The 26114-nt window shown below is 56.6% G+C and carries 24 protein-coding genes and 1 other annotated feature; of the genes, 14 read left to right on the top strand and 10 right to left on the bottom strand.

The genetic code is table 11. The features are described from left to right. Nucleotides 1-63 precede the first annotated feature (63 nt). Genes ltaE through DC3_RS15525 form a run of 3 tightly spaced genes read right to left on the bottom strand, consistent with a single transcriptional unit; the run spans nucleotide 64 to nucleotide 2153 of the window. Entirely contained in the window at nucleotides 64-1059 is a 996-nt protein-coding gene (gene ltaE / locus DC3_RS15515; RefSeq protein ID WP_146885857.1) for a low-specificity L-threonine aldolase, read from the bottom strand. A gap of 56 nt (nucleotides 1060-1115) precedes the next feature. Next, entirely contained in the window at nucleotides 1116-1769 is a 654-nt protein-coding gene (locus DC3_RS15520; protein WP_146885859.1) for a DarT1-associated NADAR antitoxin family protein, read from the bottom strand. 51 nt (nucleotides 1770-1820) lie between these two features. After that, nucleotides 1821-2153, bottom strand: a complete 333-nt coding sequence (locus DC3_RS15525) for a darcynin family protein (protein WP_146885861.1) — start codon at nucleotides 2151-2153, stop codon at nucleotides 1821-1823. Nucleotides 2154-2182: 29 nt separating this feature from the next. Here DC3_RS15525 and DC3_RS15530 point away from each other — a divergent pair, with 29 nt between their 5' ends. Then, entirely contained in the window at nucleotides 2183-2803 is a 621-nt protein-coding gene (locus tag DC3_RS15530) for a hypothetical protein (protein WP_146885863.1), read from the top strand. Here the strand turns inward: DC3_RS15530 and DC3_RS15535 are convergent. Next, on the bottom strand, nucleotides 2793-4073 hold the full coding sequence (locus tag DC3_RS15535; protein WP_186816068.1) for a S41 family peptidase: 1281 nt from the start codon (nucleotides 4071-4073) through the stop codon (nucleotides 2793-2795). The two genes, DC3_RS15530 and DC3_RS15535, sit on opposite strands and share 11 nt — an antisense overlap. Nucleotides 4074-4241: 168 nt before the next feature. Then, nucleotides 4242-4874 carry a peptidylprolyl isomerase gene (locus DC3_RS15540; protein ID WP_146885867.1) on the bottom strand — a complete coding sequence of 211 codons (633 nt, stop codon included), beginning with the start codon at nucleotides 4872-4874 and terminating at the stop codon, nucleotides 4242-4244. 76 nt (nucleotides 4875-4950) lie between these two features. Between DC3_RS15540 and DC3_RS15545 the strand changes: the two genes are divergently transcribed. From DC3_RS15545 to DC3_RS15565, 5 genes are all read left to right on the top strand, one after another. Then, a complete protein-coding gene (locus tag DC3_RS15545; protein WP_146885869.1) occupies nucleotides 4951-6147 on the top strand; it encodes a CinA family nicotinamide mononucleotide deamidase-related protein in 1197 nt (398 codons plus the stop codon). After that, nucleotides 6144-6665, top strand: coding sequence for an RNA 2',3'-cyclic phosphodiesterase (thpR, locus tag DC3_RS15550; RefSeq protein ID WP_146885871.1), 522 nt, complete (start codon nucleotides 6144-6146; stop codon nucleotides 6663-6665). The genes DC3_RS15545 and thpR overlap by 4 nt, the downstream gene beginning before the upstream one ends. A 63-nt stretch (nucleotides 6666-6728) precedes the next feature. Continuing rightward, nucleotides 6729-7772: a recombinase RecA gene (recA, locus tag DC3_RS15555; protein WP_146885873.1), complete on the top strand. Its 1044-nt coding sequence runs from the start codon at nucleotides 6729-6731 to the stop codon at nucleotides 7770-7772. A 258-nt stretch (nucleotides 7773-8030) separates the two neighbouring features. Further along, nucleotides 8031-9683 carry a ribonuclease Y gene (rny, locus tag DC3_RS15560; RefSeq protein ID WP_146885875.1) on the top strand — a complete coding sequence of 551 codons (1653 nt, stop codon included), beginning with the start codon at nucleotides 8031-8033 and terminating at the stop codon, nucleotides 9681-9683. 589 nt (nucleotides 9684-10272) lie between these two features. Then, nucleotides 10273-12423, top strand: coding sequence for a glutamine synthetase III family protein (locus tag DC3_RS15565; RefSeq protein WP_146885877.1), 2151 nt, complete (start codon nucleotides 10273-10275; stop codon nucleotides 12421-12423). A gap of 122 nt (nucleotides 12424-12545) precedes the next feature. Here the strand turns inward: DC3_RS15565 and tatA are convergent, their stop codons facing one another. The 4 genes from tatA to DC3_RS15585 form a co-directional block, all read right to left on the bottom strand. Next, nucleotides 12546-12710, bottom strand: a complete 165-nt coding sequence (gene tatA / locus DC3_RS15570; protein WP_146885879.1) for a twin-arginine translocase TatA/TatE family subunit — start codon at nucleotides 12708-12710, stop codon at nucleotides 12546-12548. A gap of 168 nt (nucleotides 12711-12878) precedes the next feature. Beyond that, a complete protein-coding gene (locus tag DC3_RS15575) occupies nucleotides 12879-13754 on the bottom strand; it encodes an ABC transporter permease (protein ID WP_146885881.1) in 876 nt (291 codons plus the stop codon). Further along, nucleotides 13751-14776 carry an ABC transporter permease gene (locus tag DC3_RS15580; RefSeq protein WP_146885883.1) on the bottom strand — a complete coding sequence of 342 codons (1026 nt, stop codon included), beginning with the start codon at nucleotides 14774-14776 and terminating at the stop codon, nucleotides 13751-13753. Before DC3_RS15580 ends, DC3_RS15575 begins: the two co-directional genes overlap by 4 nt. A gap of 299 nt (nucleotides 14777-15075) precedes the next feature. Continuing rightward, nucleotides 15076-16740, bottom strand: a complete 1665-nt coding sequence (locus DC3_RS15585; RefSeq protein WP_246130696.1) for an ABC transporter substrate-binding protein — start codon at nucleotides 16738-16740, stop codon at nucleotides 15076-15078. Nucleotides 16741-17108: 368 nt separating this feature from the next. On the opposite strand from DC3_RS15585, the gene DC3_RS15590 reads away from it, so the two are divergent. The 3 genes from DC3_RS15590 (at nucleotide 17109) to DC3_RS15600 (ending at nucleotide 19710) form a co-directional block, all read left to right on the top strand. Then, nucleotides 17109-18128, top strand: coding sequence for a D-alanine--D-alanine ligase family protein (locus DC3_RS15590; RefSeq protein ID WP_146885887.1), 1020 nt, complete (start codon nucleotides 17109-17111; stop codon nucleotides 18126-18128). Further along, entirely contained in the window at nucleotides 18128-18430 is a 303-nt protein-coding gene (locus DC3_RS15595; RefSeq protein WP_146885889.1) for a hypothetical protein, read from the top strand. The genes DC3_RS15590 and DC3_RS15595 overlap by 1 nt, the downstream gene beginning before the upstream one ends. A 299-nt stretch (nucleotides 18431-18729) precedes the next feature. After that, a complete protein-coding gene (locus DC3_RS15600; protein WP_146885891.1) occupies nucleotides 18730-19710 on the top strand; it encodes a hypothetical protein in 981 nt (326 codons plus the stop codon). Nucleotides 19711-19767: 57 nt separating this feature from the next. Here DC3_RS15600 and tsaB read toward each other — a convergent pair whose 3' ends face one another. Continuing rightward, complete coding sequence (gene tsaB, locus DC3_RS15605) at nucleotides 19768-20316, bottom strand: tRNA (adenosine(37)-N6)-threonylcarbamoyltransferase complex dimerization subunit type 1 TsaB (RefSeq protein WP_146885893.1); 549 nt, start codon at nucleotides 20314-20316, stop codon at nucleotides 19768-19770. 95 nt (nucleotides 20317-20411) lie between these two features. Between tsaB and DC3_RS15610 the strand changes: the two genes are divergently transcribed. The 5 genes from DC3_RS15610 (at nucleotide 20412) to DC3_RS15630 (ending at nucleotide 26068) form a co-directional block, all read left to right on the top strand. Next, complete coding sequence (locus DC3_RS15610; protein ID WP_146885895.1) at nucleotides 20412-20867, top strand: NUDIX domain-containing protein; 456 nt, start codon at nucleotides 20412-20414, stop codon at nucleotides 20865-20867. Between the two features lie 78 nt (nucleotides 20868-20945). After that, the gene (locus DC3_RS15615) at nucleotides 20946-21341 is read left to right on the top strand and encodes an NUDIX domain-containing protein (protein WP_222594777.1); all 396 of its coding nucleotides are present in this window, start codon (nucleotides 20946-20948) and stop codon (nucleotides 21339-21341) included. Between the two features lie 428 nt (nucleotides 21342-21769). Beyond that, nucleotides 21770-22162, top strand: a complete 393-nt coding sequence (locus tag DC3_RS15620; protein WP_146885899.1) for a DUF6636 domain-containing protein — start codon at nucleotides 21770-21772, stop codon at nucleotides 22160-22162. Nucleotides 22163-22362: 200 nt separating this feature from the next. Continuing rightward, nucleotides 22363-22608 (top strand) — a binding site (T-box leader). Nucleotides 22609-22661: 53 nt separating this feature from the next. Then, complete coding sequence (locus tag DC3_RS15625; RefSeq protein ID WP_146885901.1) at nucleotides 22662-23438, top strand: hypothetical protein; 777 nt, start codon at nucleotides 22662-22664, stop codon at nucleotides 23436-23438. Then, nucleotides 23435-26068: a valine--tRNA ligase gene (locus tag DC3_RS15630; protein ID WP_146885903.1), complete on the top strand. Its 2634-nt coding sequence runs from the start codon at nucleotides 23435-23437 to the stop codon at nucleotides 26066-26068. The genes DC3_RS15625 and DC3_RS15630 overlap by 4 nt, the downstream gene beginning before the upstream one ends. Nucleotides 26069-26114: the final 46 nt, after the last annotated feature.

Raw genomic sequence — 26114 nt, forward strand, 5'->3', positions numbered from 1 at the left:
CAACCCCACACAAAAAAGCTCAGGCATCCCTGAGCTTTTTGTTTTGCTGACCTCTGACCATTCTTACAGGCTGGCGATGGTGTGCTCCAGCATCTCCTGGGTGATCTGGTGGTGCAGCACGAAACGCAGGCTGTCGGCATAGACCGCGTTCACCAGAATCCCTTTGCTTTTCAGGTCTTCGGCTTTCTGGAAGGCATCTGGAACCTGCACGTAAATGATGTTGGTCTGCACTGCAGCATGGTCCACCCCATAGCCTGCATTGCTGAGGGCTTCTGCGAGGGTGCGGGTTTTTCGGTGATCCTCTGCCAGTCGGGCAGGACCGTCTTTCAGGGCAAGTCTGGCTGCTGCAGCCAGAACCCCTGCCTGCCGCATGCCTCCCCCCATCATCTTGCGGTAACGGTGGGCCTCTTTGATCAGGGCTTCAGAGCCGACCAGAACGCTTCCGACAGGCGCTCCAAGGCCTTTGCTCAGGCACAGACTGACCGAGTCAAAGTGCTGCGTGATCTCTTTGACATCCACACCCAGAGCCACAGCGGCGTTCATCAGGCGTGCGCCGTCCATGTGCATGGGGAGCCCTTCAGACAGGCTCACTTCACGGACGCCTTTCAAAACATCCAGAGGCACGATGGTTCCTCCGGCGATGTTGTGGGTGTTCTCAATGGAGATCAGGCCTGTGGGGCTTTTGTGGATGCTGCGCCCGATGGCCTTGCGAATGTCCTCTGGATCAGGAACACCGAGGGGAGCAGGCACGAAACGGGGCACCACCCCAGAGAAGGTCGCCATCATTCCGAGTTCGTACTCGTAAATGTGTGCTCCTTGCTGGGTGATGACCTCCTGCCCACGTTTTGTGTGGACGGCAATGGCCACCTGATTGGTCATGGTGCCCGAAGGCATGTACAGGGCTGCCTCAAAGCCAAGGGCCTGTGCAGCTTCTTCCTGGAGCAGGTTCACGGTGGGGTCTTCACCATAAACATCGTCTCCAACAGGAGCAGTGGCCATGGCTTCAATCATCTCTGGGGTGGGGCGGGTGACGGTATCAGAGCGCAGATCTACAAGCATGGGCCATCTTAACCTGTCTGGCCCAGACTGCAAGTGGCTATTTTGCGTAGTGCTGGTCAGACTTCAGGTTGGTTTTGCATCCGTTTCAGGAAAGCTTCCTGACTTCGAAGGGTTTCATCAAACTGGCCCAGGCGTACCAGGGCCACAAACATGGCTGCACATCTGGCCTGACAGGCAGCAGATTTCTCTGGATTGAAGGCAATGTCTGTAAATCCATCAAAATCCAGCAATTGCTGCTGCAGCTCTGGATGCTGCTTTAATGCATCCAGATACAGCCAGTCATAAAAGGCCGTTGTGGGTGTGGCGGGCCAGCGTGTTCCCTGAAACTCAAAAGCGATGATCCGGCCAGAGGTTCTCAGGCGTTCATCCTGTCTGGCTTCTCTGCTGCTTGTTTGATAGAGATCTGTATAAGGGCCACCCTGCTCAAAAACCTTGCTGCCCTGATAGGCGCATTCCACAGACATCTGCTGGCCTGCCTGATCTTTCAGCATCAGGTGAAAGGCACTCAGGTTGTTGCCCAGAGGGGTGCTGGATTTCGAGGAGATCTCCAGCAGGTTTTCAAGGCCGTGCTGATTTGCGCTGTGGTGCAGCTCTGCAATGGACTTCTGGGCCTGTGAGCGGGAAAGCCCTGGATGCCATTTGAATTCCACTTCCAGTTCACGCACAAAAGGTGGTTTTTTGTCAGGTGCAAAAACAGGACGCTTTGCCATGCAAATAGCATATCCCAAAGGGCTGGTGTGTGGCGGGCCAGTGGCCTATCCCTACGGCATGGCACCATATTTCTCCTCATACCGCTGATACCCATCCTGCAGCCCGATGATGATGTCTTTGACCTCCAGATACGGAACGGTGAACATCTCGGTGTCTCTCAGGGCCTCCATCAGGTGGTAATAGGCCTGCAGGTCAGGGGTCCTGAGGATCAGGAAGTCAGAGCAACTTGCCGAGAAGGCCTCTGCATCAAAGGCCTGCACTTCCACGCTGGCATGTATTGCAAAGATGGGCTCCAGAACCCTTTCCCGAAAGGCGGTGCGTTCCTGGCGGGTCAATCTGAGCCAGGCGGGGGTCACAGTGAACAGAAACAGGATGGTGTACATGACCTCATGCTGGAGTTAACATGTGACGAATGCAAGACCATTTTCGTCAGCACCTGATCCTGAAGGCTGCGGCGCAGCTTGCTGAGTGCCTGAATCCACAACGGCTCGGCTGGCTTCTGTTGTTTCTGGGGAAACCGCGTTCTCTGCAGGACGCTGCCCGTGAAGCTGGCGTGCCCAGAACCACACTGGGGTATCACGTCCAGCGTTGGGTTCAGATGGACATGCTGCAAGTGAACAGCCTGCAGAAAACAAAAAAGTACTGTGCTGCCATGGAGAGCGTCTACCTCTCCTTTGAAGGCCTGGAGCCGGAGGCCCTGCACAGCATCCTGTTGCAGTGGAGCCAGATCTGGCAGGAAAAAATTCTCAGGGCTGGTCTGGAGGCCAGAGGTTCGCTTCCAGGGGTGCTGTTCTACCGATCTGAACAACAGCTCCATGCTGATTTTGCCGCGGATCAACATGCTTCGATCCATCCCGCAGGCAGAGATGCACCTGCAGTCCTGCTGCCTTCATGGGTCAGTGAATTTCACCTCTCCTATGAAGACGCAAGGGAGCTGCAAAAAGACCTGCTTGCACTCCGGGAAAAGTATGCAGGCAGGTCTGGTCAGCGGCATCTGTTGCAGGTGGCTCTTGCCCCGATGCTCAGGGATTGAAGAGGGCCAGAGCAGCTTTCATCTGCAGGTCTTCGGTGAGGGTGTTTTCCACCACCTGATCGGGGGTGATGTTTCTGGGGTACAGCTGGAAGTTCTCGTCCAGTGAGCGGATCATGGTGACCTGCAGGGCGTAGCGGTTGGTGAGGCCATACGTCTGGGTGCTGGTGTTCAGGAGGCCATAGGTGGGAACGCCAATCACGGTTGCCTTGCCGTTGCGTTGCAACTGATAGGCAAACCATTCCCCACAGGATGCCGTTTCATGGTTGACCAGCACGGCCACGTTGTTGCTGGTGGCTTCCCAGAAACTGGGCGTGTTCACAGAGGCCCGGACCATGGGGATCACCAGTCCAGAGACCACTTTGGAGCGGTCCAGGGTGAAGACTTTCCCGTTTTCCACCCGCATGTACCCTGCCGTGAATTTGGCGTCCTGATAGACCTTGATCTGCTTCACAAAGGCAGAGGAGGAAGCTGCGCACTCATCAACAAGACCCCCTGAGTTGTACCGCAGGTCCAGAACGAGTTTCTGAATGCCTTTTGTTTGCAGTTCCCTGAGGGCCCTGTGCAGGCTTTCACTGATGGGAAGCTGCACCAGACTGGTTCTGCCTCCACGGTTTTCGGCATAGAAGGTGGGAATCTGGATGATGGCGACATCCCCCTCAACCTTGTACATGGCCCTCTGCCAGTAATCGTCCTGGTAGTCGTTGTTGTTCAGATGGATCTGCAGCTCTTTGCCCTGCCTCTGGACCAGCAGGGCGGTTCTTCCTTTGAAGTTCAGGTCAGATTCGGATTGCACCTCAGCGAGGCTCTTTCCACCTGCACTGAGGAGTTGATCTCCGGGCTGTAGACCACTGCGGTCTGCAGAGCTGCCATACATCACGAACTGCACGTACCAGTGACCTGCTTCTCTTTTGAGGTACACCCCGAGTTCATTTTCCAGGGCGTACTGGGCCTGCTCCTGGGGTTCATAGACCACGAAGTTGCGAATGGAACTGAGATCGGTGTGGGCATCGCCGAGTTCTTTCAGCAGGTTTCGAATCTGGGCCTCGGCGTCTCTGGACTGGCACTTCTGCTCTTCCTCGCAGGCATTTTCCACCTGATCGCGGTAACGGCTGAGCAGGTCAGGAAGCAGGTCCTTCTGTTCGCCGTAATAACTCACCATCATGGCCTGAAAGGTGTTGAACAGTCTGGCCGCATTGCTTCCCGGATACCTCTGGGCCTGCGAGGTAGCCGACCATAAGACAACAATGAGCAGCCAGAACATATGTTTCATACGGCAAGTATGGCACCGTCCTGTTTGGAGGATTGTGCCATACATTGACAAGAAGCATCAGATTGACATCAGAAAGCCAGTCCTGATTACTGTTTTTGCAAGAAAAAGAATCAATGCATCAATTTTATTTCCTGTAAATGTTCTTTTAATAACTTTCTGTCAAAAACTTCAGTTTCCTTCCAGAATCGTCACGGTGTTGATGGCATCAGGCTTGATGCCAGGGTTGGGCTTCTGGGGATCGATTTTCTGGATGCTGTTCACCACATCCATGCCCTCAAGAACCTTGCCGAAAATGGTGTAGCCATAATTCAGCCAGGAAGCAGGTGCAAAGGTGATGAAGAACTGGCTTCCGTTGGTGGATCTGCCGCCACTGTTTGCCACCCCGAGCAGACCTGCAGAGTTGAAAATCACTCCTTCTTCGACTTCCAGACCGTATCTGTAGCCGGGGCCACCTGTTCCGGTGCCTGTTGGATCACCGGTCTGGGCCATGAAATTGTCCAGCACACGGTGAAAAACAATCCCGTCGTAATAATGGTTGAGGGCCAGAAACACAAATGAGTTCACGGCCTTGGGGGCAATTTTTGGGTAGAGTTCTACTGTGATGTTGCCCCTGGTGGTGCCAATGACAGCCCGGTACGGTTTATTGGGGTTGATCACCCACTGGGGTTCACTGAATTTCAGCACCCGGTCCTTCGAGAGGGGCTCAAGGGTTTTAAAAGCGGAGGTCTGGGGCTCGGCAGGGGTCTGCTGGGCGTGGGCCAGAGGGAGGAGCAGGATCGCAGCCAGAATGAATTTCTTCATGGTGAACAGTGTAAAACAGCCGCATTTGAAAGACGTGACAACTCGCCCACTTTCCTGTATAGTATAAGGAGTCGTTATGTTTATAGCAGAAATCATCAGCGTCGGTACGGAACTTCTCCTCGGTGAAATCACCGATACCAATGCCGTTTTTCTCGCCAATGAACTGAAGGCCAGAGGGGTGGTCCTCCACCATAAAAATACGGTGGGAGACAACCTCCAGCGTGTTGCCGACACCATCAGAAAAGCCCTCGAGCGGAGTGACCTCGTGATCCTCGGAGGTGGCCTGGGTCCCACCGATGACGACCTCACCCGCGAAGGCATTGCTCTGGTGCTTGGTGAAACCCCCGAAGTGAATCAGGACCTCCTGAATCACCTTGAAAGCATGTACACCTCAAAGGGCAGAACCATGCCCCAGAGCAACACCAAACAGGCCTGGCTCATCCCCAGTGCGATTTCGCTGGACAACCCCATCGGAACTGCCCCTGGCTGGATGGTCCAAAAGGACGGCAAGATCATCGTTGCGATGCCTGGCCCTCCTCAGGAAATGAAGCGGATGTGGAAAGAGCAGGTGCTTCCACGCCTCGATCTCCCAGAGCGTGCCCTGTACCATGTGACCCTGCACACTTCTGGCATTGGCGAGAGCAACATTGCAGATCTGCTCGGTGACCTCACCCTGCAGAACTCTCCAAGCGTTGCCACTTACGCCAGAAAACATGGTGTGGACGTGCGCGTCGCCCACATGGCCGACTCTCTCGAAGAAGCCAGACAGGGCGCAGCCGCCACCGAAGCCATCGTGCGTGAGAAGCTTGCGAAGTTCATCTATGGTCAGGACAGCGACACCCTGGAAAGTGTGGCCCTCAAAAAGCTGCAGGAACGCAAAGAGACGCTGGCCGTCTTTGAAGCATTCACCGCAGGTGCCCTGGCTCAAAAGCTGGGCAGGCACCCCAGGGTGAAGGGCGTCCTCAGCAGCGGAGACCACGGCATCCAGGTGGATCTGGGCCTCACCCCCAGAACCCTTTCTGAAGAGGGAGAAGACAGCGTGAATGCTGCCATCGAACTTGCCAGAGGGATTCAGGACCGCCTCGGGGCCACCTACGGCCTCGCCACCGTTGGAAACCTGGAAACCCATGAATGCCATGTGGCCCTGGTGACCGACACCGAACACAAAACCGCCACGCTGAACTGGGTGGGAACACCCGATCAGCTCATTGAAAGGACCAGCAACGCTGCCCTGATGCTGCTCTACAGAACCCTGAAAGGCGAAGCCCAGTGAGACTGTTCTACGCCATCATGGTTCCCCAGGAGATCCAGGAGCAACTGGCCCCCATCCAGAAACACCTGAGAGGCAACTGGCGGCCTGTGAAGCCCGACCAGATGCACATCACCCTCGCCTTCATGCCCCAGTACCCGGAAGGGAAGAGCAAACCCCTTTTAGAGCTGGGAGACCGCATCAGCAAAGCCCGGGACAGTTTCGACATCCGTCTGCGCGGCACCGGGTATTTCCCCAATGAGGGAAGCCCCAGGGTCTGGTTCGTGAAAACCGAGGCCCCGGAGCTCCAGGAGATCTCTGAGGCGCTCACCTCACAGATCGACTACCCTTTTGAGGACAAGGCTTTCAAGGCCCACATCACCCTCGCCCGCAAGAAAGGTCCTGCCCCCAGGGTTCCCCCACAGGTCTTTGATCTCTCCTGGAAGGCCAGCAGTTTTGTTCTGGTGCAAAGCAACCTGAAACTGTCTGGACCCACCTACAAGATCCTCAAGACCTTCAAATTCAGAGACTTCGGCCAGTAAAGAAGACATCAAAGCCCCCAGATCAGCAGGCTGGAATGCCCAGCACAGGCGTCAAGGAGACTTATGGAAAACAAAGAAAGACTGAAAGCCCTCGAACAGACCGTCCACCAGATTGAAAAGCAGTTTGGTAAAGGTTCGATCATGAAACTCGGCAACAACACCAGCATGGACGTTCAGGTGATCCCCACCGGTTCCCTCAGTCTGGACGTTGCACTCGGCGTTGGCGGGATTCCCCGTGGCCGTGTGACCGAGGTGTACGGTCCCGAGTCCGGTGGTAAAACCACCCTGGCCCTCAGCATTGTTGCCCAGGCCCAGAAACTCGGTGGCGTGGCCGCTTTCATCGACGCCGAGCACGCCCTTGACCCCCAGTACGCCCGTCAACTTGGCGTGAACGTGGACGACCTCTTGGTCTCCCAGCCTGACTCCGGCGAGCAGGCCCTGGAAATCATGGAACTGCTGGTGCGCTCCGGCGCCATCGACATCGTGGTCGTGGACTCCGTTGCAGCCCTGACCCCCAGAGCCGAAATTGAAGGGGAAATGGGTGACGCCCTCCCCGGTCTGCAGGCCCGTCTGATGAGCCAGGCCCTGCGCAAACTGACCGCCATCCTCAACAAGACCGGCACTGCTGCCATCTTCATCAACCAGGTCCGTGAAAAGATCGGTGTGATGTACGGCAACCCCGAAACCACCACCGGCGGACGTGCCCTCAAGTTCTACTCCACCGTGCGTCTGGACGTGCGCAAGACCGGTCAACCTGTCAAACAGGGCGATGTGGCCGTGGCCAACAACGTCAAGATCAAGGTCGTGAAGAACAAGGTGGCCCCTCCCTTCAAGGAAGTGGAACTCACCCTGCAGTTCGGCAAGGGCTTCGATCAACTCGGAGATCTGGTCTCCCTCGCCACCGACCTCGAAATCATCAAGAAGGCCGGTTCCTTCTACTCCTATGGGGAAACCCGCATCGGGCAGGGCAAAGAGAAAGCCATTGGCTACATTGCCGAGCACCCCGAGATGGAAGAAGAAATCCGCACCCGCGTGATGAACGAGATCCGTGCAGGCAGAAACCCCATCCAGCAGAACCCCGAAATCGCACTCGAAGCAGACGAGTAATTCTGCAACAAGGTTTCAAGGGCGCAGCGGACAAGGGGACCAGTAAGTGGTCCCCTGCTTTGTACAAGAAGCTTGCTGCGCCTTTCTTCTTTGGCTTGAATGTCCCCCATCTGACGTTTGCGGGGTCGGGCAAATAACGTCCCAGACGATGCGGAATCACCTCATAATCTGAGGTGATTTTTAATGTTAAAGTATTAAACAAGTTTTGTTTCAAGACAGAACTTTGACAACAAGGGTCTTACACCGAAAGGAGAAGCTATGGATAGCATTACGTCGATCCTTCTAGGCTTCCTGCTCGGTGCGATAATTTTCGGTTTTCTGGCCTACAACCGGGCCTACCAGATTGGCTTCAGCAAGCGATCTGGTCTGGACGCTGCACTGAAAGAACAGGCAGAGCAAGAAGCTGCTGTCCTGCGTGAACGTGCACAAACCGAAGCTGAACGCATCCGTGCGGAAGCTGAACGACTGAAAAGTGAAGCTGAACGGACCCTGAGAGACGCGGAGACCCTTGCCAAGGAACGGGTGGCCGAGCGCCGCCAGGAACTGGAAAGGGACATCCAGAGGGAGCGTGACACCCTCAAGCTGGAACGGGATGAACAGAGGCGTGAACGGGACGAACTCAAACGCGAAATCGAGCGTCTGAACCGTCGCGCAGAACAACTCGATGCCCGTGGCATGAAACTTGACCACCTGGAAGAGAAACTCGAAGCCGAATACCGGGATTTGCAGGTCAAGCATCAGGAGGCAGACACCAAGCTGCACGATGTGAACCTGAAGCTCTTCGAGATCGCCCAGCTTTCTCCAGAGCAGGCCAGAGACATCATCCTGCACAAACTCGACGAGGAGCTTGAGGAGGACAAGGCGGTTCGCATTCGCCAGTCCACCGAGAAGGCCAACATTGAGGCCACCCGCAAGGCGCAGCACATCATCGCGCAGGCCATTCAACGCAGTGCCTCCGAGACCAGTGCTGCCATGGCCGTTTCGGTGGTCCCCATTCCCAGTGAAGCCATGAAAGGCCGCATCATCGGGCGGGAAGGCCGCAACATCCGGGCCTTTGAAGCCCTCACCGGTGTGGACCTGATCATCGACGACACCCCGGAAGCCGTGATCCTCAGCAGCTTCAACCCCATCCGCCGCGAAGTGGCCAAGAGCGCCCTGGAGCAACTTGTTGCCGACGGACGCATCCATCCCACCCGCATCGAGGAAGTGGTGCACAAGGCCCAGGAAGACATGAAAACCTTCATCCACAACCAGGGTGAAGAGGGTGCTCTGGAAGCAGGTGTGGTCGGCATCAAACCCGGCCTGATGCAACTGCTGGGCCGCATGTACTTCCGGACCAGTTACGGCCAGAACGTGCTGAAACACAGCATCCAGGTGGCCCACGTCACCGGAATTCTGGCTGCAGAACTCGGCCTCGATCCTGCCCTGGCTCGCCGCGCAGGTTTGCTGCACGATGTGGGCAAATCCATTGACCGCGAAATCGAAGGCACCCACGTGGACATCGGGATCAGCCTTGCCAAGCGCTTTGGTGAGCCCTTCGAGGTCATCGACGCCATCGCCCACCACCACGACCCCGAGAACGCCGAGACCTTATATGGTGTGCTGGTCGCAGCCGCAGATGCCATTTCTGCTGCCCGCCCTGGTGCCCGCCGCGAAAGCCTCGAAGTGTACATCAAGCGTCTGGAACAGCTCGAAAGCATTGCCCTGTCTTTCCCTGGTGTCAGCAATGCTTACGCCATCCAGGCAGGCCGTGAAGTCCGTGTGATTGTCCAGCCGGAGAAAATCACCGATTCCAAGGCCACCCTGCTGGCCCGAGAGATCGCAGGTCGCATCGAGCAGGACATGGAGTACCCCGGACAGGTGCAGGTCACCGTGGTCCGTGAGTCCAGGGCCGTGGAGTACGCGAAGTAAAACCCAAATCAACCGGACAGAGAGCCTTCCCCTGGTGGGAAGGCTTTTCTTTTGGTGGGGAGTTGGTGTCTGGGAGGGCAGAGGCCAGATCCCCCTGCTCCTCATTGCACTCAAACGCCCACCCGATTTTCCTTGGTCTGACGGTGAGCCAGCTTGTAGGGGCGAGGCATGCCTCACCCTGCGACCAGAAGGGGGATCTTTCCCCATGTTCACCTAAAAGTGTACGCGAGACACCTCTGCTGCATAAAGGCAGCAAAATTATGCGATTTTTTTGACGGATGTGCACATTTTTTGAGAACACCGAGCATGAAAATCCCAAAATTGGGAATACAAGGTGTACAAAAAGTGGATCATGAATTGCAGAGACAGGGACTTCTCGGGGACTTTTACCCCTGATTTCTGTCAAAGTGCGCAGCAATTGCTGCACATCCTGTTACTTCTTGACGAACGTATCTAATCAAGCCTTGCCAGATCATGGGGGGGACATGGTATGCTTCCAACTGTAATAAGAGCTGCATAACCACAGGGGATGCACCTTCTTGACCATCTGACCATGGGCCTTCTTGAAGACCACCTTGACGGAGGAAGTATGAACCACGACTTTGATGTTGTCTCGGCTGCACGCAACTGGCGTATCGAAGAACTCACTCAGGCCAACCCCAACGCTGTGGTCAGCGAGTTTGCCAGTGATGTTCTCACCACTGAAGAACTGCGCCAGCGCCTCAGCAAGCCCGTCTGGAAAAGCCTGCAGGCCACCATCGAGCGTGGTGTGGCCCTCGATCCCGCCATTGCAGACACCGTTGCCCTCGCCATGAAAACCTGGGCCCTGGAAAAAGGTGCCAGCCACTACACCCACTGGTTCCACCCCCTCACCGGCAGCACTGCTGAGAAGCACGACAGCTTCGTGACCCCCACCAGCGATGGCACTGCCATTGCCCAGTTCACCGGCAAAGAGCTGATCCAGGCCGAGCCTGACGCTTCCAGTTTCCCCTCCGGCGGTCTGCGTGCCACCTTCGAGGCCCGTGGCTACACTGCCTGGGACCCCACCTCTCCTGCGTTCATCCTCCGTCACGCCAACGGTGCCACCCTGTGCATCCCCACCGCTTTCGTGTCCTGGACTGGCGAAGCCCTCGACCTGAAAACCCCCCTGCTGCGCTCCATTGAAGCCCTCAACAAGGCTGTGCTGAAAGTGCTGCCCACCCTGGGCCTCAAGGACGTCACCAAAGTCAGCAGCACCCTGGGTGCAGAGCAGGAGTACTTCCTGATCGACGAGGAGTTCTTCTACCGTCGCGCCGACCTGGTGATGAGTGGCCGCACCCTCTTCGGGGCCAAGCCTCCCCGTGGTCAGGAACTGGAAGACCACTACTTTGGCAGCATCCCCAACCGTGTGCTGTCCTACATGACCGATGTGGAAACCCAGCTGTACGCCCTGGGCATCCCGGTCAAGACCCGTCACAACGAAGTGGCCCCCGGCCAGTTTGAAATTGCCCCCATCTTCGAGCACAGCAACATCGCTGCCGACCACCAGCAGCTGACCCAGCAGGTGTTGAAGAACACCGCCCGCAAGTACGGACTGGTCTGCCTGTTGCACGAGAAGCCCTTCGCAGGCGTGAACGGAAGCGGCAAGCACTGCAACTGGTCCATGGGCACCGACACCGGCCTGAACCTGCTCGAGCCCGGTGACACCCCCCACGAGAACCTGCAGTTCCTGTTCTTCTGCGCTGCCGTGATCCGTGCCGTGGACCTGCACCAGGACCTGCTGCGCATCAGTGTCTCCAGCGCCAGCAACGACCACCGTCTGGGTGCCAACGAAGCCCCACCCGCCATCATCTCCATCTTCCTTGGCGATGAACTCTCCGACATCCTCGACCGCATTCTCAGCGGCGAAGGTGGATCAGGCAAGAGCGCTGGGTTCCTGGGCCTCGGCACCCCCGTGCTCCCCAGCCTGCCCCGCCACGCTGGTGACCGCAACCGCACCTCTCCTTTCGCCTTCACGGGCAACAAGTTCGAGTTCCGTGCCGCCGGTTCCAGCCAGAGCATCTCCATGCCCATCACCGTGCTGAACACCATCGTCGCCGAGTCCGTCAGTGACCTTGCCGATGTGCTCGAAGGCAAGATCGCAGAAGGTCTGTCCGTCGACGAAGCCCTGCTGGCCGTGGTGAAAGACGTGTACGGCGCCCACAAGCGCATCATCTTCAACGGCAACGGTTACAGCCAGGAGTGGCACGAAGAAGCCGCCAAACGTGGCCTCCTCAACCTCCCCACCGCCATTGACGCCATTCCCCACCTGACCGACAAGAAGAACATCGAACTCTTCAGCAAGTTCAACGTCCTGTCTGACCGTGAAGTGGAAGCCCGCCAGGAAATCATGTATGACATCTACTTCAAGACCGTCAACATCGAAGGCGAAACCACCGAATGGATTGCCCAGACCCAGATCCTGCCCGCTGCCCTCTGCTACCTCGGTGAGGTCTCTGCAGTCCAGAACAGCAAGGCTGCCCAGGGTCTCGCTGCTGAACTCAGCCAGGTGACCGACGAGCTTTACGAAGCCCTGAACGTCCTGCGCGAGCAGAACGCAGCTGAAGGTGGCGAAGCCGTGCATGAGAAGTCCCACCACATGCGTGACCACGTGTTGCCTGCCATGCTGGGTGTGCGCAAGGCTGCCGACAAGCTGGAGAAACTGGTGAGCACCAAGCACTGGCCCCTCCCCAGCTACCGCGAAATGCTGTTCGTGAAGTAAGACCCTCACCTCGCCATCCTCTCCCTGTCAGGGAGAGGATTTTTTTGGCTTTCGCAACTGCACAACAAAAACCTCTCCCGACAGGGAGAGGACCGAGTGCAGCTCGCGGTGAGTTCAGAGGGTCAGACTTCTTTTTTCTTCTCTTCAGAAGGATCATCGGTCTGGGTTTTCTTGAATTCCTTCATGCCCTGCCCGAGGCCCCGCATCAGCTCGGGAATCTTTTTCCCTCCGAAGAGCAGCAGCAGGACGACAATGACCAGGATGATTTCTAGGGGTCCGAAAGACATGCTTTATAGTGACACATTTTCATCATGGAAAAGCAAGAGGGGAGTGAGGTGAGCTGGCCCTGACAGAGGCACAACCTGAAGATTGTAAGCTCGCCGGGTAAACAAAAAACCTCTCCCTGGTGAGGAGAGGGAAATTGTAGGGGTGGGCTGCTGGCTCACCCTGCGGATTCAACGGCTGCGTGGGTCAATGGCCTCACGGATGGCTTCACCCAGCAGGGTCCAGCCCAGCACGAACAGCAGGATGAAGCTGGCCGGATAGATGTAGGTGTACCAGTACTCGATTTGCCCGAAGTAGGGTCTGGAGATGTTGATCAGGTAGCCCCAGTCCGGGAAGCCTTCTGGAACGCCCACACCGATGAAGGACAGGGCAGCAAAGGACACCACTGTGGCCCCAATGTCCAGGCTGACCAGGGCCAGCAGGGAGTTCAGGCTGTTGGGGAGGGCGTGCTTGATGATCACCCGGCTGTCGGTGTTGCCCAGCGAGCGGGCAGCATCCACAAATTCCAGCCGTTTGACTTTCAGGACGTCCCCACGGACCACACGGGCGTACTGTGCCCAGCCGACCAGGATAAGGGCCAGCATGATCACAGGGAGGCCGCCTCGCAGCACGATCACCAGAATCATCAGGAGCACGATGTTGGGGAAGGCGAAGATGATGTCGGTGAAGCGCATGAAGATGTTGTCGATCCATCCGCCAAAGTATCCAGCCAGGGTGCCCACCGTCATGCCCACCAGGGCGGTGAGCAGGGTCACCACAATGCCCACCATGAAGGCAGCACGGGTGCCCCAGATCAGGCCCCAGAAGATGTCGTATCCCCCTGCAGCGAGCCCGAACATGTGGGCATCCGAAGGGGGGGTGGGTTGTGAGGAGAAACCTTCACGCAGCATCGAGTTGGGGATGGTGAATGTGCGTGCCAGGTTGCGCATGTCGTCAGGGATGGGGGCAATCACCGGGGCCAGAATCGCCACAATGGCGAACGCCACGATCAGGATCAGACCGATGATGCCCAGAGGGTTTTTGCGGAGTTTCTTCCAGATGTTCATTCGTAGCGAATCCTTGGGTCAATGATGCCGTAAAGCAGGTCCACGAGCAGGTTGATCACAGTCACTGCAGTGGCAGCGAACAGGGCAAAGCCCACCACAGAGGGCACATCAAGCTGCTGGGCGGCCTTGGAAGCCCAAAGCCCTACACCCTGGAAGTCAAACACCGTTTCGGTGATGATGGAGCCGCTCAGAAGACCGATCATGATGCTGCCCAGCACGGTGATCACCGGGATCAGGGCGTTTCTCAGGGCGTGCTTGATGACCACCACACGGTCCTGCAAACCCTTGGCACGCGCAGTGCGCACGTAATCCTGACGCAGGGTGTCGATCACATTGCCACGCACCACCTGAATGAGCTGCGGGGAAATCACAAAGGTGAGGGTCAGAACAGGCATGATCAGGTGTTTGATCAGGTCCCACACCACTTCCCATTTGCCCTGGAACATCAGGGGGAAGAGCATGAAGCCATCGGTCTTGGTGAGGCCCGCAGTGAGGCTGAGGATGGTGTCATACCTTCCGGGTTTGAGCCAGTCCAGGATGCCGTAGAACAGGGTCAGGATGAAGATCCCGACCACGAAGCTGGGAAAGCCGTAGGCAATGATGGACAGCACCCGCACGGTGTGGTCAATCCAGCTGTTGCGTTTGACGGCGGTCAGGATGCCCATCCCAATTCCAAAGATGGCAATGAACAGGATGGCGATGAAAGCAAGTTCCATGGTGGCTGGAACGTAACTCGCCAGGGATTCCAGCACTGGACGCCTGTCGCTGCGGGAGAAACCCAGGTTTCCTTCCAGCAGGATGCTTTTCAGCCAGATGCCGTATTGGGTGAAGAGGTCATCGTCCAGTCGGTACTGCTGGATGATCGACTGGATGAATTCCTGTGAAGCTTGCTTCTCGCTGACGGCAAAGGAAGCAGCGCGGATGTCCGGGCTCAGCAGCTGGGTGAGTCCGAAGATCAGCAAGGAGATTCCGAACAGGATCAGCGGCAGCTGTAGGACGCGCCGAAGAATGAATGTGAACACGGGTCACCTCTGGTGCTTGAACGCTTTGCTGTGGGTCTGCCTGCAAAGAACAGGATGCAAGAGCAAGGCTAGACAGGCCTCACAGATCGTGCTTTGTTCTACCATATTGCGCCTCTGCCATGCTACAGGATGGCTCAAAACCGACTGCAGCCGATCCAAAGCTGGGATTCCTGTCAAAGCACCCAGAACGCTCAGGTGTTGCTGTGTCCTTGATGGTCTGTGGTCTCGAAAACCAGGAGCTTCAGACACAAAGAAATGCAGCAGCGACCCTGGAGGCCGCTACTGCATGGAAGTCAAACTTATTTGGACATGGGGTAGTAGTAGTCGTCAGCGTAAACGGGGTTGTTCACGCGGCCTTTGACCCAGTCACGGTTCACGAAGGGGAAGGTGGGCTGGTAAAGGGGAATGAACGGGGTGTCGTTGAAACCCAGGGTCTGGATCTGGCGGTACAGTTCGTTGCGCTTCTTGGTGTCTGCAGTGGCAACGGCTTCACCGATCAGGGCATCAATCTTGGCATTCTTGTAGCCCGTCTGGGTGGGGTAGTTGCCGTCAGAGTGCAGGAAGGGGAAGGCGAAGTTGTGGGGGTCAGCGTAGTCTGCACCCCAGCCCAGTGCCCACATGGTCATCTGGCTGTTGCCCCCCTGGGCGATCAGCTGGCTGAAGGGAATCTCGCGCACATCCACCTTGAATTTGGGGTTGAGGCTCTCGACGTTCTTCTTGATGATTTCCAGAGCGCTCTTGCGGATGTTGTTGCCAGAGTTGTAGAACACGGGCAGCACGAAGCCGTTCTTCCAGAGCTCACCTTTCCAGGCGGCTTTGAAGTAGCGGGTGGCCTGGTTCTTGTCGAACTTGTACTTGGGCAGGGTGTTGCTGTAGCCCAGCAGGCCTTTGACCACCACGGTGCTCTGCTGGGTGGCAGCGCCGAGCAGCACGTCTTTGATCAGGGCATTGTAATCGAAAGAAGCAGCCATGCCTTTGCGCACGTTGACGTCACTGAAGAAGTTGGCAGGAATGCCCTTGCCGTCCAGTTTGCCGCTGCCGAGGTAGTTGGTGCCTGCAGCATTGATCTTCTGGTTCATGAACAGGGCGACCAGGGTCAGCTGGTTGGATTCGGTGACTTTCACGCCGGGGAGTTTCTCCACACGGGGGATGGCAGGACGGTTGATGCTGGCGATGTCAGCGTCACCGGCTTCCAGCATGCGGATGCGGGTGTTTTCATCTTCAACGTTCTGGATGATCACGCGCTGCAGTTTGGCAGGGGCGCGCCAGTAGTTGTCGTTGCGCTTGAGGACCACGTTCTGGTTGACGTCGTAGCGTTCCAGCACGAAGGGACCGGTGCCGAGGGGCAGTTTGCGTGCGAAGGCGGTGGTGCCTGCGGCGGGGTTGTTGAATTTTTCCCAGTCTTTTTCGGTGCCGCTCCAGTCGCCAGCAGCCACAGCGTCCGCTTTGCTGTAGATGGAAGCGTAGGGGGTGGCGAGCACAGCAATAAAGGCTGCGAAAGGACGGGCCAGGTTGAACACCACGGTGTCGGTGCCTTTGGCCTGAACAGCAGCAGCCACCTGATCGTAGCCCACTTTGCCACCCTTGCGGATGAAGTCGGTGGTGCCAAGCAGGGGCTCAATCAGCAGCTGGGCAGGACCGGAGTCCACAGAGGCCAGCAGGGTGCGCTGGATGCTGTAGGCCACATCTTCAGCGGTCAGGTCTTTGCCGTTGGAGAACTTGGCGTTCTTGCGGATCTTGACCGTGTAGGTCTTGCCGCCGTTGCTCACTTCGGGCATGCCCTCGGCAAGGAGGGGCACGAATTTGCTGGCGTTGTTCCCTTCGGGGAAGTAGAGGGTTTCCAGAACGTTCTGGATCACTTCACCGCAGGACTGTTCGTAGCAGTCGGCAGGGTCGAAAGTTCTCCAGTCCCCGAAAGCCACATCGATGAGGGTTCCAGGGTTTTTGACTTGGGCGCCTGCCACTGAAGCAAGCATAACGGCACTGAGCAAGAATGCACGTTTGAGCATGTACGTACCAACCTTTCCTTTGAGAGCTAGGCAAATTTGGACAAAGTTTAACACCTATATTTGTCTAGCGCAATGGAGGATGGTTTCACAGGTTGAAAAATAGACCCGGATCAAGGATTTGGGGTTTTGTGTCTGAACAACGGTAATTTCACATCTGGCCTCCAAATGCAGCCCAGACCCGGGTGATCTATATGAACCACTTGCCTTGCGAAATTCGTTACAAATGAAAACTGGGACCTCAGGGAAATCCTCAGGCTTTCTGCTCTGGACAGGCAGGACAACTTGCCATGGACTGCACAGCAGAACCCCCTATACTGTGGGGCATGAAGATCCGGATATTGCTGCTCGCCGGAGGCCAGTCTGGCGAGCATGAAGTGAGTTTGAACAGCGCCAAGAGCATTTTATCCAACCTCCCAGAAGACCGTTTTGAAGTCACCCCCGTGGTGATCACCAAGCATGGCAAGTGGCTGTCTCTTCCAGAAAGCCAGCAGGCCCTCACCGCAGGTCAGGCCGAAAGTGGAGGAGAGATGCTGCTCTCTGCAGCCAGTGTGGCTGGAGAATACAATGTGGTGTTCCCTGTGCTGCACGGTCCCATGGGAGAAGATGGCACGGTTCAGGGTTTCCTGACCCTCGCAGGCATCCCCTACGTGGGCAGTGGGGTGCTTGGGAGTGCCGTGTGCATGGACAAGATCATGACCAAGCAGGCCCTGGCCGCAGCAGGCATCCCCCAGGTGCCCTGGGTGGCCCTGTCCCGCAGTGAATGGAAGAAAGACCCTGAGCAGGTGATCCAGAAAGCGGAAAGCCTGGGTTTCCCGGTTTTTGTCAAACCTGCCAACATGGGCTCCAGTGTGGGCATCAGCAAGGCCAAGCACGCAGACGAGCTGCAGCAGGCGCTGGATCTGGCGTTCCATTATGACCGCCGGGTGATTCTGGAGGCCATGACCCGCGAAAAGCCCCGCGAGGTGGAGGTGGGCATCCTGGGCAACGATGACCCCCAGGCCAGTGTGGTGGGAGAGCTCTCTTTTGACAGCGACTTCTACGACTACCAGACCAAGTACACCGATGGCCTCGCCCAGATGCACATCCCTGCCCGCATTCCCGAAGAGGTGCAGCGCCAGATCCAGGAATGCGCCCTCAAAGCCTTCAAGGCACTGGATTGTGCAGGTCTGGCCCGCGTTGATTTCTTCTACCTGCCTGAAAGTGGAGAACTGTACCTCAACGAACTGAACACCATGCCCGGATTCACCCGCACCAGCATGTACCCCAAGCTCTGGGAGGCCAGTGGCGTTGGGTACAGCGAACTGGTCACCCGCCTGGTCGAACTTGCCCTTGAGGAGCGCTGATGCCTCCCGTGGCCCGTTTTGTGCTCGGGTTTGCCCTGTGTGCAGGCGTTGGACTGGGTTTGTTGTGGTTGTTTCAGGTGGTCAATCCTGAGCCATGTCGGTTCCGGACCGTCAGTTACCTGCTGGTTCCTCTGGTGCTCGGGCCCCTCAGCATTGGGCTGGCCACCAACCGCCGCATGATTGAAAATGGCTGGGGTCCTTTCAACATCGGCATGATTGCTGCCTCATTGTTTCCAGTTCTGTGGAAGGCCATGGTCAGCATTGCTGCCCTCAATGGCCTCTGTGGCAAGGGAGCCATGTAACGCTGCGGCAAACTGTCTGATCTTTTGAAAACCATCTGCATGTCGCAGGTGGTTTTTTTGTGGTCGGCAAGAAATCACCTGACACCCTCAGGAAGACCCCAATGGCTGGATGAGAAGAAAGAATTATAATACGAAAGGTCTTGCTTCAAGCACCACTCTCATCACATCATCTGCCCGTCAAACGTATTACGCTGTAAAGCAAGCCACAACAGGGCACCTTTTTGAACCCCCACCACAAACCTGCCCGATGTCTCCTGTCTCACCTGACCGGAGCCGCATGTCGCAGGAGGATTCTCTCCATGAACAGTTTTGCATTTCTCGCATACCCCAGAGATGTCGCCCAGGACCTTGGCCGATTTGCACACTTTCCTTCACTGAAACGCTTTCCAGAAGCCGTCTATGAATACGCCCTCCGCAAAACTTCTGCTGGACCTGCAGTGATTGGACAACTCACCAGTGCCCAGCATGACCTGCAAGGCCATGTGATTTCCCTCCCCCTCACCCCCCACCAGCTCAGAACCCTGCCTGTGCAGTTGATCCGCGAACGGGTTCAGGAAGCCATTCATTGTGCCCGGGACCTGGGGGCCACTGTCATCGGCCTCGGAGCCCTGACTTCCGAACGTCCAGAAGTGGGACATGCACTCAGAAGGAACCGGGACATCAGCATCACTGGAGGTGGGGCTTACCGGACAGCCACTGTGGTGCTGGAAATCGAACGCCTGCTCAAACACCTGCCGAAGAACCCCACAGTCACCCTCATCGGTTCAGATGAAGTGCGGCTTGCCATGCTGTCGCCGGTTCTGGAAAACATCCACGGCATCCATGGGCTCCATGTGACCCCCCACCCTGAACCTGCCCGGCTGAGGGAAGCGGACCTGCTGGTGCTGCTTGGAGACCTGCCTGGTGTGCAGATCCGCAGCGAACACCTCCGGTACAACGCCATCGTGCTGAATGCCGCAAGGAGCAAAGTGCTGGAGCCAAGGGTTCTCCGGGAGCGAAGTGATGTCATCCTCACCGACTTCAGCACCTTCAATCCCACCATTCGGCTACAGGGCGGTCCCATCCACACCCACACCCTGTGCCCATCCCTGACCGAGACCATCTTGCTGGCTCAGGAGGGCCACCAGGGGCACTTTGCACTGGATGTGCCCACCCAGCAACAACTTGAATACATCTTGCTGCTGCTGAAAAAGCACCCTCACCAGCAGTTCGAATTTGTCTCTGCCCAGCACCGCCCTGCCCGCTCAACCCAGGTTCAGAGACCCAACCTCTGGATTTGAGCGTTGTGGCCTTTGCTCACCAGGAGGTGTCAGGCCTCCTTTTGCTTTGGGCAACCTCTAGAGGTAATGCAATTTCCAGTCTCGCACGCCATGCTGGTCTGCCAGAAGGGCCAGCATTTTCCCGGTAACACGGGCATTCGGAAGCAGTGTCCCTCCAGCGGCCTCCACCTGGGCCTGGAAATCCACAAGAGGATGTTTGCCATCTGGAATCAGGGTGGAGACCACCTGGCCCTCTTTCACTTCATACAGACCTGCATAGACGTTCCCTCTGCGGGCATCCAGGGTGACCCCCACCCGACCCTCATGGGCGGCGGCCATGGCCATCAGGGTACTGACCCCCAGGACTTCGGCGTTCCAGGCTCTGGCGAGCCCCAGCGCATAACTGGCAGCGACCCGCACTCCGGTATACGAACCGGGACCCACCCCCACCACCAGACGGGATGCCCTGAAAGGCAAACCTGCATGAGAAAACAGCTGCTCTGTTTCCAGAGCAATGCGCTGTGCATGCAGACGCTCCAGGCGCTCACAGTAGGAAAAAGTGCCCTGCGGAGTGACAAGGGCGAGGCTCAGATCCGGGGTCGCAGTATCAAGGGCTAAAGTCAGCACGGTATCACTTTACTGCAGTTCTGCAGGCATCAGGCCTTCTGAAGGGTAGGTCTTTTGACGTTTCATCCTGCAAGGAACATGGGATAACCTCTGGTATGGATTTCATCTGCATCAACCGACGTGGCGATGTATTTGTAGAGTTTTATCGTGTTCCCGAAAGTGAAGTTTCAGTTTTTCAGCCTTTGACCCACGCCCTGGTGGTGGGAAAATCTGCAGAGGGTTTCCTGTTGATGTTCAACATCTGGAAGCAGAAATGGGAGGTTCCAGGGGGTTATATTGATCCTGGAGAGACTCCCAGACAGGCTGCAGGGCGTGAACTGCTGGAGGAAACCTCCCAGCAGGCTGAATTGCATTTTGCTGGCATCATGAAATTTCAACTGCAGCCCGATGGTCGCATCGAACATGGAGCGCTTTTTCTGGCAGACATCCAGCAGTTGAAACCCTTTACACCCAACGAAGAGGCATCAAAAATCCACTTCTGGGATCGACTGGAAGACATTGGCGATGTGGACGAGATCGACCAGAAATTGCTTGACTTCTATACACTGTAGACCATGCTTGCAAAGAATGAACTTGGGCAGCAATTGAAAGACTTTTAGTGGATTCCAGAAGACCAGCTCTTCTCATATGTGCCTTTGACCCATGCGCTGGTGGTTTTGAAGCACAAAGGCAAAATCATGCTGGTGTTTGACCGATACAAGAAAAAACTCCAGTTCCCTGGTGGTTTGATTGAGGCTGGAGAAACGGCTCGCGAAGCTGCGGCCCGGGAACTCCTGGAAGAGACCAACCAGACCGCCGACCTGCTTTTCCTGGGCATCATGCACTGGGACCTGCAGGGCACCAGGGTATTGCACCAGACTGGAGAAGTTTATGGTGCATTGTTTTTTGCAGAGAAAGAGCACCTGGATGTTTTTCTGGAAAACGATGAAGTCAGTGCATGCCAGATGGTTGCCGTTCCAGAAGAACTGGGCCGTCTGGACCCCTTGATTGCAGGTGTGTTGCGGGCAGTATCGGACAGACTGTGAACCCAGAATTCAGGCCAGTGGATCTTTTGCGCTACGGGCAGAAGATCCACTGGCCCCTGAAAGAAATCAATCCAGATCCTGCTTGAACATGGCCCGTTCTTTGAGCATGTTCATGACCGAGGTGACAAGCACCACCAGCAGAGGTCCGGCAACAGCAGCACCCACAATGAGATAAATTGCATCCATGTTTGAAGAATAACGCTGGCAGCTTAAATGATGCTGTAGCGGTCTTGGGGAAATCATTACAAAGATGATGTAGAATGATATGCTCCACATTTTTCCTGGATCACTGGTACGGGTTTTTCCTGAGACCAGAGGCTGCTTTTCTCCCTGACCGGAAGTGATCTCTGTGCTTGCCCTGCTCCACTTGAGGCACAGAACAGTGGCATGCCCAGAGGTATGCTCTGAAAGAGATTCGGGAGGTGCCCATGAAAAAATGGATTCTGCTGCTTTTTGCGTTGACAGGGTGGGCTTCTGCCCAGACCCTCGAAGGGTTCAAGACCCCCTCTGGAAACATCTACTGCCTGTACTACAACAATGAGCTGCGATGTGACCTGCTTTCCACCACAACACCAAAACCCCCTAGACCCAGGGACTGTGAGCTGGACTGGGGAAACGCATTTGCCATGACCGTAAGGGGCAGGGCATACCGCATCTGCCATGCTGACAGTGCCATGGACCCCAGTTATTCTGTGCTGCAATACGGCAAGACCTGGAAAAAGGGAGGATACACCTGCATCTCACTGACCTCAGGCCTGAACTGTACCAACAAGGACAAACATGGCTGGCTGCTCTCAAAAAGCAGGCAGGTGATTTTTTAGCCGTCAGCCATCAGCGTTCAGCAAAAGATGTCTTGATGCTTTCGCAGCAGGACGCCGCAGGGTTTGCACTGTGTCAGCGGGTTTGACCTCGGCTTTCTGGGCTGAAGTGAAAGCGAAGTTGAGTTGTTGTGCTGAATGCTGAAAGCTGACGGCTCTAAGCCACCCACCTGATGTACAGCACAGGGCTTTTTGCTATACTCTAAAACGCCTTGATGGGGAGGAGTACCCGAGAGGTGGCGCTCAACAGAGAGACCCCGGAAGCTGAGAAGGGGTTGGGAGGCCACTCGGGGAAGGTCGCCCCGGAGCCTGCAGCAGAACGTGCCTGCGCCCAGCAGCACCAGTAGACCTGCACGGGTCAGCCCGAAACAGCTGTTCAAGTGCCCTGTGTTCACGGGGAATTGCGGTGGTACCGCGGGAATGTGCGATCAACACGTCTCGTCCGCTTATCGGATGAGGCGTTTTTTGTGGTTTGAACGCATTTCATATTTTGGAGGTCAACATGGAGTTGCCTGCTGCCTGGCAAGAGAAAACGCATTTTGAGATGGTGCTCTCGTGGGTGTCTTCAACCCATCAACCCCGTCCAAAATCAAAGGGCCTGTTGCAAGCTCTGGGGCTTGATGAAGACACGGAAGTGCTGCAGGATCTTGACCTTGACGGAGCCAGAGGGCGTGAAGTGTCTGCTGGCTGGTATCACCACTTCAAAGTCAATCGAATGATGGACAATTATCCTTCGAGAGATGCTGCTCTGGAGGCCGCGTTCCGCCTGATCAAATCCTGGTCCATGAATGAGACGCCTTTTCTGTCCCTTCCACTGGAAGCACCTTTGTGGCTTTCGAAAGGGGAGCGCCGGAAGTTGATTGAGCATCTGAGAAATCACCTCCAGGAAAAAGAGATGGAAGAACCTGCCTGGGAGGCCCTCGCGCCCATCAATGCAGAGTATGGGCTCCATGTGGGTGTCTACCAGATCACTTTTGCAGAGGAATTCACCACCACCTTTGCTGACGCCAGCAATCCCATCCGCAGCCTGGAAGGAAAACAGGTGGAACTGTACCGGGTCCTGAAGGTGGTGGAGCAGCCTGAACCACAGGATTGGAAAGAGGTGGTCACGGGCGTTTTGCGACTTGAAGGAACGGACATCTGGATCGAGCAAACACGGGTTCTGGCAGATCCCAAAGTCAAAGTCACAGGGATTCCCTTTGAAGAAGCCACCTGGACTGCAGGAGATTACCACTACAGCCTGAGCAAGTTGCGCTCAGAGGCGGAGGAAATAGCATGAAAGAACTGTCCAAGTCTTACGATCCCAGGGCCATTGAGCCGAGATGGGTCAGCAAATGGGGCGACGAGCCCTTCCGGGCCGATGCCACCAGTGGCAAACCCCCCTTCACCATCGTCATTCCTCCGCCAAACGTCACCGGGAACCTGCACCTGGGTCACGCACTGGACAACACCCTGATTGACACCCTGATCCGCTACAAGCGCATGGCGGGGTTTGAAGCCCTGTTCCTGCCCGGAACAGACCACGCGGGGATTTCCACCCAGTGGGTGGTCACCAAGCAACTGGCCGCGGAAGGGATCAACCGGTTTGATCTGGGCCGCGAGAAATTCCTGGAGAAAGTCTGGGAATGGAAGCGTCAATCTGGTGGCCAGATCGTCAACCAGCTGAAAACCCTCGGGGTGTCCTGTGACTGGACCCGCGAGCGTTTCACCATGGATGAAGGGCTGTCCAGAGCCGTGCGCCAGCAGTTCATTCAGCTCTTCCACGAAGGGCTGGCTTACCGGGGTGAGCGCATTGTCAACTGGGACCCGGTGGGGCAGACCACCCTCTCTGATCTGGAAGTGAAACGCGAGGTCAAGAAAGGGAAGATGTACACGCTGTCCTACAAACTGGAAGACAGCACCCTGAAAGAAAGCAACGGCGAGGCTGGAGAAATCCGCATCGCCACCGTGCGACCTGAGACCATCTTTGCGGATCAGGCCGTTGCCGTTCACCCTGAAGACGAGCGCTTTCAGCACCTGATCGGCAAGAAGGCCCGCATTCCCCTCACGGACCGTTACATCCCCATCATTGCAGATGAGGCTGTGGAGCGGGAGTTCGGGGTGGGTGCCCTGAAAATCACCCCGGCCCATGACCCCACCGACTTCGAGATCGGGGAGCGCCATGGCCTCGCCCGTCCCAGTGTCATCGACTGGAATGGCAACCTCACCAGTGACCTCGTGCCTGAGGCTTACCGGGGCATGGAGCGTTTCGCTGCCCGCAAGGCCGTGGTCAGAGACCTCACCGAGAATGGTGACCTGATCGAGGAGAAAGACCACGAAACCGCCCTGGGCATTGCCGAGCGCACGGGTGTGGCTGTGGAGCCCATGATCAGCAAACAGTGGTTTGTGCGAATGGAAAGCATGGCCCAATCTGTGCTGCAAGGGATTGATCAAGGCGAGATCACCCTTTACCCGGAGCGTTACACCAAGGTCAACAAAGACTGGCTGGAAAACATCCGCGACTGGTGCATCTCCAGACAGCTGTGGTGGGGCCACCAGATTCCCGTCTGGTACGACGAGCAGGGCAACACCTACGTGCCTTCTCTGGAAAATCCAGATCTGGACTGTGATCAGGACCCCCAGTATGCCCATCTGAATCTCAGGCGCGATCCAGACGTGTTCGACACCTGGTTCAGCAGCAACCTCTGGCCCTTCTCCACCCTGGGCTGGCCCGACACTGCCGATGAGGACTTCCAGAAGTTCTACCCCACCCAGGTCCTGGTGACGGGTTACGACATCCTGTTCTTCTGGGTGGCCCGCATGCAGATGGCCGGGTACAAGTTCACTGGAAAAGCCCCTTTCAGCAAGGTGCTGCTGCACGGTCTGTACCTGGACTCCAAGGGCCAGAAGATGTCCAAGTCCAAAGGGAACGGCATTGATCCCCTGGAACTCTTCAGCAAGTACGGGGTGGATGCCTGCCGCTTTGCCTTCTCCTACCTTGCCACGGGTGGACAGGACATCAAACACGATGACCGCCGTTTCGAGCAGGGCAAGGTGTTCGCCAACAAACTCTGGAACGCTTCACGTTTCGTGATGATGAACCTGGACAATCCTGAGATCCAGAACACCGACACGGGCCTCACCCTGGCGGACCGCTGGATTCTCTCCCGTTACAACGAGACGGTCAGGGAAGTGACCCAGGCCCTTGATGAGATGGACATTGCTGCAGCCATCCGGGCGGCCTACAGCTTCACCTGGGATGAATTCTGTGACTGGTACATCGAGGCCTCCAAACCCTCTCTGAGAAACGGCAACCGCCAGACCCAGGAAACCATCAAATTCGTGCTGGAAGGCATCCTGAAGCTGCTTCACCCCTTCATGCCTTTCATCACTTCCGAGATTTACGAGGCCCTGGACCACAAACGCCAGATTGCCGTGCACTCCTGGCCCAAGCATGATCCAGCCCGTTTCGATGCAGAGGCCACCCAGGCCTTCGACTACCTGCGCAGTGCCGTGTCCAGTGCCCGCAGCCTGAAAAACGAACTGGGTCTGGCTCCCCAGGACAAACTGAAAGTCAGCATCACCGGAGAAGGTCTGGGCACCATCAAGGACAATGCCTACGTGGTGGAAGCCATCGCCCGCGTCGAACTGGTGGAGGAGATCTCAGGGAAAGTCCTCAGCCAGATTGCGCCCGGCGTGACCGTGAATGCTCCGCTGGAAGGCACCGTGGAAATCGGTGAGTGGATTGTTCGCCAGAAGAAACGCCTGCAGGAAACCGAAAAGCAGATCAAGCAGGCCCAGGGCAAACTGAACAATGCTGGTTTTGTGGCCAACGCCCCTCAGGAAGTGATTGAGGAAGAGCGCCGCCGTGTGGCAGAGTTCTCTGCACAGAGGGACCGTCTGACGGACGTGATTCGGCAGTTCGAGTAAAGCCTGTACCTTCCCAAACAGATTTCCCCCGAAAACTCCAGCACAC

This window comes from Deinococcus cellulosilyticus NBRC 106333 = KACC 11606 (assembly GCF_007990775.1).
GTDB classification, from domain to species: domain Bacteria; phylum Deinococcota; class Deinococci; order Deinococcales; family Deinococcaceae; genus Deinococcus_C; species Deinococcus_C cellulosilyticus.

What these genes read in the sequence shown, in the direction of transcription:
- tatA (WP_146885879.1), bottom strand. Translation starts at nt 12,710, where the DNA reads ATGTCTTTCGGACCCCTAGAAATCATCCTGGTCATTGTCGTCCTGCTG.
- DC3_RS15625 (WP_146885901.1), top strand. Translation starts at nt 22,662, where the DNA reads ATGGAGTTGCCTGCTGCCTGGCAAGAGAAAACGCATTTTGAGATGGTG.
- DC3_RS15610 (WP_146885895.1), top strand. Translation starts at nt 20,412, where the DNA reads ATGGATTTCATCTGCATCAACCGACGTGGCGATGTATTTGTAGAGTTT.
- DC3_RS15630 (WP_146885903.1), top strand. Translation starts at nt 23,435, where the DNA reads ATGAAAGAACTGTCCAAGTCTTACGATCCCAGGGCCATTGAGCCGAGA.
- recA (WP_146885873.1), top strand. Translation starts at nt 6,729, where the DNA reads ATGGAAAACAAAGAAAGACTGAAAGCCCTCGAACAGACCGTCCACCAG.
- DC3_RS15540 (WP_146885867.1), bottom strand. Translation starts at nt 4,874, where the DNA reads ATGAAGAAATTCATTCTGGCTGCGATCCTGCTCCTCCCTCTGGCCCAC.
- DC3_RS15575 (WP_146885881.1), bottom strand. Translation starts at nt 13,754, where the DNA reads ATGAACATCTGGAAGAAACTCCGCAAAAACCCTCTGGGCATCATCGGT.
- DC3_RS15525 (WP_146885861.1), bottom strand. Translation starts at nt 2,153, where the DNA reads ATGTACACCATCCTGTTTCTGTTCACTGTGACCCCCGCCTGGCTCAGA.
- DC3_RS15565 (WP_146885877.1), top strand. Translation starts at nt 10,273, where the DNA reads ATGAACCACGACTTTGATGTTGTCTCGGCTGCACGCAACTGGCGTATC.
- ltaE (WP_146885857.1), bottom strand. Translation starts at nt 1,059, where the DNA reads ATGCTTGTAGATCTGCGCTCTGATACCGTCACCCGCCCCACCCCAGAG.
- DC3_RS15530 (WP_146885863.1), top strand. Translation starts at nt 2,183, where the DNA reads ATGCAAGACCATTTTCGTCAGCACCTGATCCTGAAGGCTGCGGCGCAG.
- DC3_RS15590 (WP_146885887.1), top strand. Translation starts at nt 17,109, where the DNA reads ATGAAGATCCGGATATTGCTGCTCGCCGGAGGCCAGTCTGGCGAGCAT.
- DC3_RS15535 (WP_186816068.1), bottom strand. Translation starts at nt 4,073, where the DNA reads ATGAAACATATGTTCTGGCTGCTCATTGTTGTCTTATGGTCGGCTACC.
- DC3_RS15595 (WP_146885889.1), top strand. Translation starts at nt 18,128, where the DNA reads ATGCCTCCCGTGGCCCGTTTTGTGCTCGGGTTTGCCCTGTGTGCAGGC.
- DC3_RS15520 (WP_146885859.1), bottom strand. Translation starts at nt 1,769, where the DNA reads ATGGCAAAGCGTCCTGTTTTTGCACCTGACAAAAAACCACCTTTTGTG.
- DC3_RS15545 (WP_146885869.1), top strand. Translation starts at nt 4,951, where the DNA reads ATGTTTATAGCAGAAATCATCAGCGTCGGTACGGAACTTCTCCTCGGT.
- DC3_RS15600 (WP_146885891.1), top strand. Translation starts at nt 18,730, where the DNA reads ATGAACAGTTTTGCATTTCTCGCATACCCCAGAGATGTCGCCCAGGAC.
- rny (WP_146885875.1), top strand. Translation starts at nt 8,031, where the DNA reads ATGGATAGCATTACGTCGATCCTTCTAGGCTTCCTGCTCGGTGCGATA.
- DC3_RS15620 (WP_146885899.1), top strand. Translation starts at nt 21,770, where the DNA reads ATGAAAAAATGGATTCTGCTGCTTTTTGCGTTGACAGGGTGGGCTTCT.